We start from the raw sequence: 9,778 nt of genomic DNA, 5'->3' as shown, positions 1-9,778 counted from the left end.
ACGCATTCGGGAAGTAGTGCGACCTGCTTGCGCTCATCGCCTTCAACGAATCGCTTCATGAGTCACCCGGTCTCAATGAGTTGATTCAGTTTAGGCGATGAGTGTGTTTTCACACAGGCTCGGCCGACTGCCGCCCGACGCGGCCGGCCGTAGCCGACCCACTGCCGCCCTTCGATCTAATCGCACCCTGACGGCAGCTTGCAATGCACACTGTCATTCGTGGCGTCGTCACGTGACCAGTCACCGGTGCGAAAGCCGAGCGCATGCCCGCACTCGAAGTGCGGGCGCTTGATCTGCTGACGACGGTGTTCACCGAACGTGGTATTTCCAACGGCGAGCCGGTTGTCGGAAGCGAAACGGCATGAACTGCAAACTGGGTAACCTTGCGGTTATTGTCGCCGCGGGGGTCATGTTGGGTAGGCCCTACGGGTTTCGAACTGTCCAAGTTCCCCGCTGCGTGTCCAGATCGCGGTAGATGCGCTCAATTTCCTCTCGGGCTCCCCGTATTTCGGTAACCTGTACAACACGGCCACGACTCCAGTCCGCCAATTCATGGCTATCCTTCTTTGGTCGAATTCGGGAGGGTAGCCCCTTGAAGTCGGCGTACCACCAAGCGTGGACAGTGTCGTTTCGAAATGTGCCTAACGGCACGGCCTTGTTTATCAGCTCACAAAAAGCGTCTGCCTCCCTCGCGGATAGCTTGCTCTTCGCGAGCTTCGTCAATATCCCTGTTTCCGCGCAGAAGTCGGCGAACGCTTGAGCGTCATACTCGGCTTCCGCCATCCCTATAGTAAAACCCTTCCCGTGGAGGTCTTTGAAACACAGCTTGATAAGATATTCGAGGCGACCGAACGCTATCACGAGGCGACCGACCTCCTCGCAAAAACCTGGTGGAAAATCGTCACTAATCGGAATATCTCGCATGTGGCACCTGCGACGCCGCGTGGTATCGGTTACCGATTCTAGTATGCGCCAACGCGGCCCGCTTGATTTGGTGCAGCGCCCGAGCCACGGTGTGCCAGTGACCGACGACATGCGCTGGCGAGGGTGTCGAAGTGGTCGAACCTCCGCCCTTCGACGTCGATCGACCGCACTCGACCCTATATAGATAGTCCGTCCCGCTTTCATCGATACTGGTGGGACTGGCAGCGAGCTGCCAGATTCTGCCCCCCCCCCCTCTCTCGCCATCACCGCCTATATTGAAATCTCGCAGCCCGACGATGCGTCGCCTGACCGTTCCGAGCGACGCGATTGATGGTCTTTTAGAGTGAGGATCGGCATGCATTGAAGTTTGTACTTGAGCGGCCGATATACCTGGACAGGGGGACTAAAAACCGCATTCAGATCTTGATTTCTTCTTTGCCTTACCTTAAAGTAAGGAATTGTGCAATCAAGGAGAATGTCATGGCGTCCGCGACAATTACGTCAAAGGGCCAGGTCACGATCCCGGTCGGCGTTCGGAACGATTTGGGGTTGGGAACCGGCGACAGAATCGAATTCGTCCTCAACGAGACCACCGGTCGCTACGAGTTAGTGCCCGCGACAAAATCCGTGGAATCGCTCAAGGGACTTGTAGGGAAACCGGCCAAGCCTGTGTCCGTTGAAGATATGAATGCTGCCATCGCCGCACGCGGAGCCGGTGCTTAATGATCGGTCTCGATACAAACGTGCTAGTCCGCTACATCGCCCAAGATGATGCAGCGCAGTCGCCGAAGGCGAGTGCGCTGATCGAATCGCTGACGGTTGACGAACCCGGATACGTAACGCAGGTTGCCCTGGTCGAAGTCGTGTGGGTTCTCTCCAGCCTGTACGCGGCCGATCGTGACCAGATTGCAAAGGTGGTTGAGGGTTTTCTTCGAACTAAGGAGTTGAGTGTCGAAGCTGCCGAGACAGTTTGGAAAGCCCTTCGCGTGTTCACTTCCTCGAAGGCCGATTTCGCCGACTGTCTGATCGAGCGCGCTTGTCATGACGCACATTGCGAGTACACAGCGACGTTCGACGCGAAAGCCGCTAAGTCGGCTGGTTTGCGGTTAATCAAGTAAAGCGGGAAAGCACCATGGACCATCTTGACATACGGACGGATTTGTCCGCTTTGCCAGGCGTATCAGACGTGTCAGCCGACTCCCAACGAGAGCGCGTTGTTGTGAGCTTCGTTGACGGGTCGAAGGCCATTGTCGAGCGCGATCCGCTGGACCTGTTTGCGCGACGCGACTCTTACATAATGAGCCTGTCCGGCGGGCCTCAGACCTTGCAAGATGTAATCTTTGTGGGCCGGCCGCGAGCAAAGGTAATCGAGCATTTGGCCGAGCTGGCTGCTCGCGCCGCGGATGCCACATAACAATCGGAAAAGCCTTGGCGATCGTGAGTTAAATGAAGCGCCCCAGCCGCAGGACTCGGGTATCACGAAAGAGGACACGCATGGCATTCAAGATCAAAGCCGCCGATCAGAAGCGCATCGATGCAGCGTTCGGCGAACTGACGGCGCAGCGGAGCACGTTGGAAGAGTCTGTGCGTGTGTTCAATGAGGCGGTTGCGGCTGCACGTGCGAAGCTGGAACTAGACGTGGCCGCATATAACGAAAAGGTCGATGTGGCGCGGGGCATGCTCGATGACGTGCATCGCGAGCTTGAAGATGAATTCGATGATAGGTCGGCGAACTGGCAGAACGGCGACAAGGGAATCGCGACAAAGGAATGGATCGATGCGATCAGCGCGTTGGCCGAGGAATTAACCGAGGCGGCGCTCGACGTCTTCCCCGATTCGCTCGAATTTGAGGATGTGATCGGCGATGACCCCGCCGAGGGCTACAACGAACTGGACAAGGAAGCGCCAGGCGCAGAGTAATCAGCGGCGGCCTGACATACCGAGGAAAAGCTGGTGTGGCCGTATTCCAAAAGTCGCGCTACGAACGTGAGACAACCAAGTGAACAGACTGGAGAAATGAGTGGCAAGCTACCGTGAACTTCTGAAGCAACGTGAGGCACTGCAAAGGCAAATTGACGCCGCGCAAGAGCAGGAAGTCACTGCTGCGATCGAAAAGGTTCGCGAGATCATCAACGAGTACTCGCTGACGCCGGAGCAGGTATTTGCTCAACCCAAAGGCAAGCGCGGGCCGAAGTCGGGGACCAAACCGGCGAAGTATCGCGATCCAGTGTCCGGTGCTACATGGAGCGGCATGGGACGTGAGCCGATGTGGATCAAAGGGCAGTCGCGCGAGCCGTTTTTGATTAACCCCTGAGCCCACGGAAAAGCGATGCGTTGCGATGATCTTCGCCATCAGCAACCACGCCAGAACGAGCTGGGCGCGAAACAATTGGAGAAAAGATGATTCGCGGGGACGTTTCGAGCCGACTGATTCACCTGACGCGCGGCAACAGCAAAATGACTGCAGAGCAAGTCTTTGGCTGTATCGTGAACGAAGGCAAGTTGCGGGGTTCCGCTCGAGATATTCGGGGCGGATAAGCCCTTGAATCTTTTGGTAGGCCGTACGGGATTCGAACCTGTGACCAACGGATTAAAAGTCCGCCGCTCTCTGATTTTTAATTTGACATAACATAATCGATCATTTCTCGTGAACTTTTTAGTTCAAACTTACTGTGTCGTTTGCAACCCACTTGTCTGTAGTGCGCCACTTGAACACGTAGGGCCGACCAGCGCGCTGCATCGCCCGTGACCCGTGAGGCGGGCGATGCAGGAGGATAGGGCGGCGCGTTCATGGTGACCAATCAACTGGTGTCGAACTGCAGCGTATTTTGCGGATGGGCAAATCGAGCCCCCTATGACAGCTCACGAGCGGCCCAGCCTGATTCAGGACTTTGCAAAAACTGAATTTAGTCTATATTCTGTCTGACTGTGGTGACGAACGGAGAATCGGACATGCGCCTGGCAGACCACGTAAAGCCAATCAGCTACCTCAAAAGCGACGCAGCGCAGATCGTCAAGGATTTGACGGCTTCTGGCGAGCCGCTGCTCATTACGCAGAATGGCGAGGCGAAGCTCGTCGTGCAGGACGTGCAAAGCTACGAAGACACCCAGCAAACGCTGGCGTTGCTCAAGCTCCTGGCCTTAGGCCAGAAGGACATCGAGCAGGGAAAATTCAAGGATGCTGATGAGTTTCTTGCCGAGCTCGACGACCTTGATCGGAAGGAGAAAATCCGCTGATGGGGCAGGCGAAGCCGAAGCTCCTGATTCTCGACGAGGCGCAAGAGGATACGAAGGATTTGCGCCGCTACATCCTCAAAAGTTTCGGTGCCGAGACGTGGAAGCAGACATCCGCGGAATTGACCGTCACGTTTAGCAATATCAGGCAATTCCCACAGAGTGGTTATGTACCGGCTGAGCTTGCAGATTTCGGCGGTCTGAATTTCCGGGAAGCCTTGAGCGGACAGAATCGGGTTATCTATGAGGTGCGCGGCGACACGATTTACATTCACGTCGTCACCGATACGCGCCGCGATCTACGAACGCTTCTCCAGAAACGACTATTGCGTTCTCGCTGGTAAATTCAGCTTTATAGGTAGGTGTCTTCACGCTGTAGTGCCGGATCACTCGCCAGAGGTGGTACACACGTGCTCCCGAAAAAGCTCACCATAACGGAGAATGCTGATTTCGAATACGCAACTAACCGTCTGTTTCGCTTGGGTACACCTCAAAACACAAAACCGCCTCCAACACGTCAGCCGCCTCGCGATTACCGATAAGGGATACCTGGTGAGGTTGAAGCGTTGCGTCATAGACGATCATGCTGCTTTCAACTTCTGTAGTAGATTTATCGCTGAGTGGCGCAGTACAAGTACAAAGACCGCGAATGATATTGTCGAGGTACGTCATGGAAGTTCTTGATCGCCCGCCCGCCGTCTCACCAGACGGACGCGCCGTGGTTTTCATGGTGTCGATTCGCGGCCGCGAGGTCGAAGGCGCAATTGCGCGTGACGCACTCGAACAGCATTTCTGGTTACCACGTAGCGCCGACCCGGCGCGTACGCTCAAAGCATTTGAAAACGGTCGCAACCGCATCGTCGCGGTTGCTCAAAGAAAATCACTCGCGCGACCAGATGAGCTGCTGTGGCTGACCGTGAACGACTTTCTGGTCAGGTAACCGACGGTTGCCTGACGGTTGGGTGAGAGGAGGGCGGGGCGCTGACAAATACTACGTGGTTGAGTCAGGAAAATCGGGACGTAATTCCGCCTCAATCTGGTCAATGGTGGGCAAATCCGTCTCCAGTGATTCCGGTACCTCGCGCATGAACTGGTACTCGGCCACGCCCATCGGCTTGGCTACGCCCCGCAGCGCGTATTCCGCCACGAGCCGGTTCTTTTCCTTGCACAGTAGTAGACCGATGGTCGGCTGGTCTTCCTGCGCCTTGACCTGCGCGTCGATCGCCGAAAGGTAGAAGTTCAACTGGCCCGCGTATTCGGGCTTGAACGGCGTCGTTTTCAGTTCGACAACGACATAGCAGCGGAGCTTGAGATGGTAGAAAAGTAGATCGATGAAAAACTCGTCACCGCCTACCTCCAGCCGGTACTGACGCCCTACGAAAGCGAACCCGGCACCCAGTTCGAGCAGGAAACGCGTGATGTGCTGGGTGAGCGCACGCTCGATGTCACGCTCCTGTGCGCTCTCAGTCAGGCCGAGGAAGTCGAAGATATAAGGATCCTTGAGTACGTCGCGCGCGAGATCCGATTGCGCTGGCGGCAGCCGGTCGGCGAAATTCGTCACCGCCTTGCCGGTACGCGCATGGGCGGCCGTCTCGATCTGCATGGTCAGCACGCTGCGCGACCAGCCGTGCTCAAGCGATTTTTCCGCGTACCAAATCCTCTGGGCGGTGTCGTCCAGCTTGTCGAGCAGCGTCACCACGTGCGACCACGGTAATTGTGCAACGGGCTGTTGCACAAATTCCGGCTGCGGAAAGGCTTGCGCGAGCGCACGCATGTACTTGAGGTTGCGCGGCGAGAAGCCGCGCATGTCGGGAAATGCCGCCTTGAGATCGCGCGCGAGCCGGTCAACAACGCCCGCGCCCCAGCCTTGTTTTTGCTGCCTGTCAAGAATGTCGCGGCCGATCTGCCAGTACAGTGCGACCAGCTCGCGATTGACACTGGCTACCGCGCGCTGCCGTGCGTGCTCAACGCGTTGCTTGAGTTCGGTGAACCAGTGGCGATAGTCCTCAGCCCACACGGGAGTATCCGGATCTTTGGTCATGCGTTTGGTCGGTGGGCGCCGATGATCGCGCTCGGACAGAAATTATCTTGGGGAAACCGGCAATCGACAAGCAAGAACCGGTGAAGTCGCTTCGATTATAGCATCGTACCCCGTTAAAATTGTTGATAATTTACGTTATGTAAAGTCGGACGCTGGAGATGGCGTCAAGCTATTTCGACCGCTGTTTTGCATAAAACTGTTCCCGTTCCTTGCAGACTTTTGTTTCCAGCCCCTAGTTTCCAATAGCGAATGGTTCCGCATAGCGCGTCTGCACAAATGCTTCACCGGTCACTCCGGACTGGCGCTGTGCCTACAAGGATGCTTGGCAAACCACCTAGTCGATGCAACTACTTGATCCCTAAGCGTCATACCAGTGACGTTTATGCCAGGTCCGGGCGGTCGCCAATCTGGTTCTCACTACACGCTTCGTGCTTGATGATCCACATATGAGTGACGGGAACACGCTCTTCGCCGCACTCGAAGTATCCTTGTCCAACCATTCGTGCATCATCTTGGCTGAGTCCAAATATCCTCTCCGGAGTCTGCAGGCCCAATGATCTTGGGAGGTCACTTCGCCAGTTCGCGTAAATTTTGGTGAATTCTTGCGAGTAGTCGAGGTCCCCATCAGCGTTTTGGACACAGCAACCATACACGCGGAGCGATTTGATAGTCCGGAAATGCTCGAGTTTCTCCATTGTTACCGGAAAGAATTCGGCGCTGCGATTTACGCGGGACAGATGTATATCATCCAGCATCGCAGCAAATCGTAGGCTGTTGTGTGTCGAACTCAGGCACTTGACGAACTTCTCTGGAGTCACTCCAAGATCAAGAAAGGCAAAGTAAGTCAACAACAGAGCAATCTTGCCCTCTGTTCGAACTACTCGAGGAAATTCGTCCGCCTCAAGTCCGTGGTCATCTCCATGTGCGATCTTGTTTCGGATTTCTCTGATGAACTTGAAGTCCTCGTCCGAGAGGTTGACTATTTTCGCGATGTCAGTGTCCATCTCGGCGGCGGCTTTGCGAAACCTGTCTTCGAAGCTGTCGTCGATCGAAGCGAACGACCTGCTGGCTATCTCGACAACCTGTTCTCGCAGTTCCTGCGTCACCGCCGGTAGTTCGGTCGCGAGATTGCGACGGAATCTGTCGATCTTCTTCCTCGCTGGAGGCAATTGAATGGTTGGCTTCGTACCTTCGAAACGGATGTCTAGGTAGCTGTCCAAGAGGCTCACGTATCCGAAAACCTTGTACTCCCAGAAGCCTTCGTAGCGCAGCATGCCCGCAACACGGCTCCAGACGACCTTACGGTAGCGAGACTCATAGTAGCGGTTTGCGATGGACTGCCACTCACCTTCGAGCCAGGGCTGCTGGATGAAGCAGCGAAGCCAGAACCCCGAGTCCTGCAGATCCCGCTCGGGGCGAACAGACGTCGGAAAGTGAACCCGGACGTAGTGCTCCGAATCTTGCGAGACCTTGATAGCCGCAATGGTTGCCGGATACATCATCAAAATAGACAGGAGACACGAAAGTTCGTGTGACTTCGCTTTGAGGTCATCCAAGCCAAACGCGTTATCCTCCGCCGTGAACACGAACTCAACGCGCTCGTGGAGCACAACGTCCTCGCCCTGCTGACGGCGCGAGCCGATAATCTCGCTGCGAAGTCCGAAATGATCGCCGTCAGTCCTGACCGTAACATCGATGCCTTCAGGGACTCTCTTCCATGTCAGCGTCTTTCCAACTTCGCCATCAATGTTCTGCCAGTGCAGGAACCACTCTGAGACGTCGTGATATTGCACGGAGATTGAATCGAAGCTGGTCGAGTTGAGATCAGCCTCTATCACGTAGTCCGCATAGAGAGAGTAGCCTTGTACCTTGCAGGCACACAACGAAAACACCTGCCCGTCCTCTGTAACGGCCTTTACCAGATCGAACTTGCTTCCTTCTGCAAGGGCTGCTGGAACGGTCTGAGACCACGAAAAGCTTACGTGTGCCCACCGATCGCCTCCGTAATGAAACGTGCCCGACCCAAGCACTCCGGCCGCCTCATGGGTCAACTGAACGTCAATCTTCTTGGGTTCCATACCTAGATCGTTCGCGCGCATGTCGTGTGTTGATTAATGCCGTCAGTTTGAGATAAAGGCGCCAAAATCCAAGTGCCGTGCCGCTCTTGGTAGATCTGCACGCCTTCGCATGCCAACTCTTCGCGTAGCCAGTTGGGAACCGCATCGCTCAGCACCGCAGTCTCGGCGTCGTAATTGTTGAGCAAATTGAGCAGCGATACCTCAACCGCTTCGCGTCGCGCTTGTCCTGCAAGGTCCGCACGGGGCGGCATAGCTTTTCCAAATCACTCAAACCATTTCGTGTTCACGCGCATCGATTTCGAGCGGTGCATCGCGATATCCCACGCTTGCGATTTGCCGTAAGCGCCAGTTAAAGCACACCGGATCATCAGATGCATCGGAGAGCAGGGGTTCAAGCCTGTCTACTTTTTGCCCCAGTTGTTCCACGCCATGCGCAGCAGCGTCGAGTTGGCTGCCCGTCGGTCGAACAGTTCAGCATCGAAGTCGTCGCCCGCCCATGTTCTATAACGCTTCGCTTCGTCGCTATCTGGCTCCAGGCTCAGAACGCGCAACATCTCTGCATATCCGTAGGTGCCACCCACGTCCTCGGGCGGACAGGCACGTTCTCCAGCACCAATCCACGCCTCGCTGTGCGGCTCATGGTCCGTTTGAGTGACTTCTTCCACGTGAATGTCATGATGCCAGTCATCGCCAAAGTCATATCGATAGAGGAACCGGTGTCCCGGGTATGCAATCCGGTATAACCGCGTCTTGCGGTCATCCAGCATTTCGGGATCTTCAGCAAACAGATCGAGCATGTTGTCGTTATCGCCCATCGCGTAAGTCCGCCCGTCGATCTCGAAGTCATGCAAATGCGAGTCGGTCCACCCAAAGGCGGCTTGCAGGATGTGATGCAGCTTGCGCAATGTGATATTGCCGTCGACGTGGATCCGTCGCCAGACGGGCGGTTCGATGTCACGGATCTGCGCGTGAAGTGTGTAGATGGTGTAGGACTTGGTCATGGATTCGAGCAAAGCATCATATTGGACGCAGGCGGAATTCGATTATCGCCTGGCGTCGCAATCGACTGCGCCTGCCTGCTGCGTGCCGGGACCTATGCTGTGCGCTGTCCGGAAACCGACACGAATCGCGTCAGGCGCATGTTCGAGTCGAAGTGCTTCACATCGCGAAGTTGAACGGCAGGAGATCGGTGATGTCTGCTTCGGGTGGCCGTTGCGGCAGCTCAGTGAGCACATGCAAGAGATATGCGTAAGGTTCGACGTTGCACGCGCGGCACGTGAGCATCAGGCTATAGATCATCGCGCTGGCCTTCGCACCGGCAACGGTGTCACTGAACAGCCACGAGGATCTGCCCGTGCAGAATGGCCGGATGTCGCGCTCTTATCCGCGCTACGGAATTATGCAAGGTCCGGAGAGGTTACATGCAGCGCGTTCCGCGTCGACAAGCGTTGTTCGGCACGCGATATCCTGCGATTGCTGAACATAATAAAAGGTGCTCTGC

12 protein-coding genes and 1 pseudogene are annotated in these 9,778 nt (G+C 55.8%); 8 read left to right on the top strand and 5 right to left on the bottom strand.

Features of this window, described 5'->3' with window-relative positions:
- Positions 1 to 756 precede the first annotated feature (756 nt).
- From FSO04_RS43965 to FSO04_RS43930, 8 genes are all read left to right on the top strand, one after another.
- Positions 757 to 966, top strand: coding sequence for a hypothetical protein (locus tag FSO04_RS43965; RefSeq protein ID WP_154567585.1), 210 nt, complete (start codon positions 757 to 759; stop codon positions 964 to 966).
- 438 nt (positions 967 to 1,404) lie between these two features.
- Positions 1,405 to 1,647 (top strand): AbrB/MazE/SpoVT family DNA-binding domain-containing protein, encoded by a 243-nt coding sequence (locus FSO04_RS43960; RefSeq protein WP_154567588.1) that lies wholly within the window; start codon positions 1,405 to 1,407, stop codon positions 1,645 to 1,647.
- Positions 1,647 to 2,042, top strand: a complete 396-nt coding sequence (locus FSO04_RS43955; RefSeq protein ID WP_154567584.1) for a PIN domain-containing protein — start codon at positions 1,647 to 1,649, stop codon at positions 2,040 to 2,042. The genes FSO04_RS43960 and FSO04_RS43955 overlap by 1 nt, the downstream gene beginning before the upstream one ends.
- Before the next feature lie 376 nt (positions 2,043 to 2,418).
- Positions 2,419 to 2,844, top strand: coding sequence for a hypothetical protein (locus tag FSO04_RS43950; protein WP_154567583.1), 426 nt, complete (start codon positions 2,419 to 2,421; stop codon positions 2,842 to 2,844).
- Between the two features lie 100 nt (positions 2,845 to 2,944).
- Positions 2,945 to 3,238: an H-NS histone family protein gene (locus tag FSO04_RS43945; protein ID WP_168436027.1), complete on the top strand. Its 294-nt coding sequence runs from the start codon at positions 2,945 to 2,947 to the stop codon at positions 3,236 to 3,238.
- A gap of 638 nt (positions 3,239 to 3,876) precedes the next feature.
- Complete coding sequence (locus tag FSO04_RS43940; RefSeq protein ID WP_154567582.1) at positions 3,877 to 4,161, top strand: type II toxin-antitoxin system Phd/YefM family antitoxin; 285 nt, start codon at positions 3,877 to 3,879, stop codon at positions 4,159 to 4,161.
- Positions 4,161 to 4,502, top strand: a complete 342-nt coding sequence (locus FSO04_RS43935; protein WP_154567581.1) for a type II toxin-antitoxin system RelE/ParE family toxin — start codon at positions 4,161 to 4,163, stop codon at positions 4,500 to 4,502. Before FSO04_RS43940 ends, FSO04_RS43935 begins: the two co-directional genes overlap by 1 nt.
- 326 nt (positions 4,503 to 4,828) lie before the next feature.
- Complete coding sequence (locus FSO04_RS43930; RefSeq protein WP_154567586.1) at positions 4,829 to 5,098, top strand: DUF1488 family protein; 270 nt, start codon at positions 4,829 to 4,831, stop codon at positions 5,096 to 5,098.
- A gap of 51 nt (positions 5,099 to 5,149) precedes the next feature.
- Here FSO04_RS43930 and FSO04_RS43925 read toward each other — a convergent pair whose 3' ends face one another.
- The 5 genes and pseudogenes from FSO04_RS43925 to FSO04_RS43905 form a co-directional block, all read right to left on the bottom strand.
- The gene (locus tag FSO04_RS43925; protein ID WP_154567580.1) at positions 5,150 to 6,199 is read right to left on the bottom strand and encodes a PDDEXK nuclease domain-containing protein; all 1,050 of its coding nucleotides are present in this window, start codon (positions 6,197 to 6,199) and stop codon (positions 5,150 to 5,152) included.
- Positions 6,200 to 6,579: 380 nt separating this feature from the next.
- A complete protein-coding gene (locus FSO04_RS43920) occupies positions 6,580 to 8,277 on the bottom strand; it encodes an ApeA N-terminal domain 1-containing protein (protein ID WP_233465431.1) in 1,698 nt (565 codons plus the stop codon).
- 2 nt (positions 8,278 to 8,279) lie between these two features.
- On the bottom strand, positions 8,280 to 8,528 hold the full coding sequence (locus FSO04_RS43915) for a hypothetical protein (protein WP_154567578.1): 249 nt from the start codon (positions 8,526 to 8,528) through the stop codon (positions 8,280 to 8,282).
- A 150-nt stretch (positions 8,529 to 8,678) separates the two neighbouring features.
- Positions 8,679 to 9,278, bottom strand: coding sequence for a plasmid pRiA4b ORF-3 family protein (locus FSO04_RS43910; protein WP_154567577.1), 600 nt, complete (start codon positions 9,276 to 9,278; stop codon positions 8,679 to 8,681).
- 157 nt (positions 9,279 to 9,435) lie between these two features.
- A pseudogene (locus tag FSO04_RS43905) lies at positions 9,436 to 9,657 on the bottom strand (transposase domain-containing protein); the annotation flags it as partial.
- Between the last annotated feature and the right edge of the window lie 121 nt (positions 9,658 to 9,778).

This window comes from Paraburkholderia madseniana, from assembly GCF_009690905.1.
In the GTDB taxonomy this organism is placed as follows: domain Bacteria; phylum Pseudomonadota; class Gammaproteobacteria; order Burkholderiales; family Burkholderiaceae; genus Paraburkholderia; species Paraburkholderia madseniana.
The sequence above is the reverse complement of the archived record's forward strand: the minus strand, read 5'-3'. Positions and strand labels throughout refer to the sequence as shown.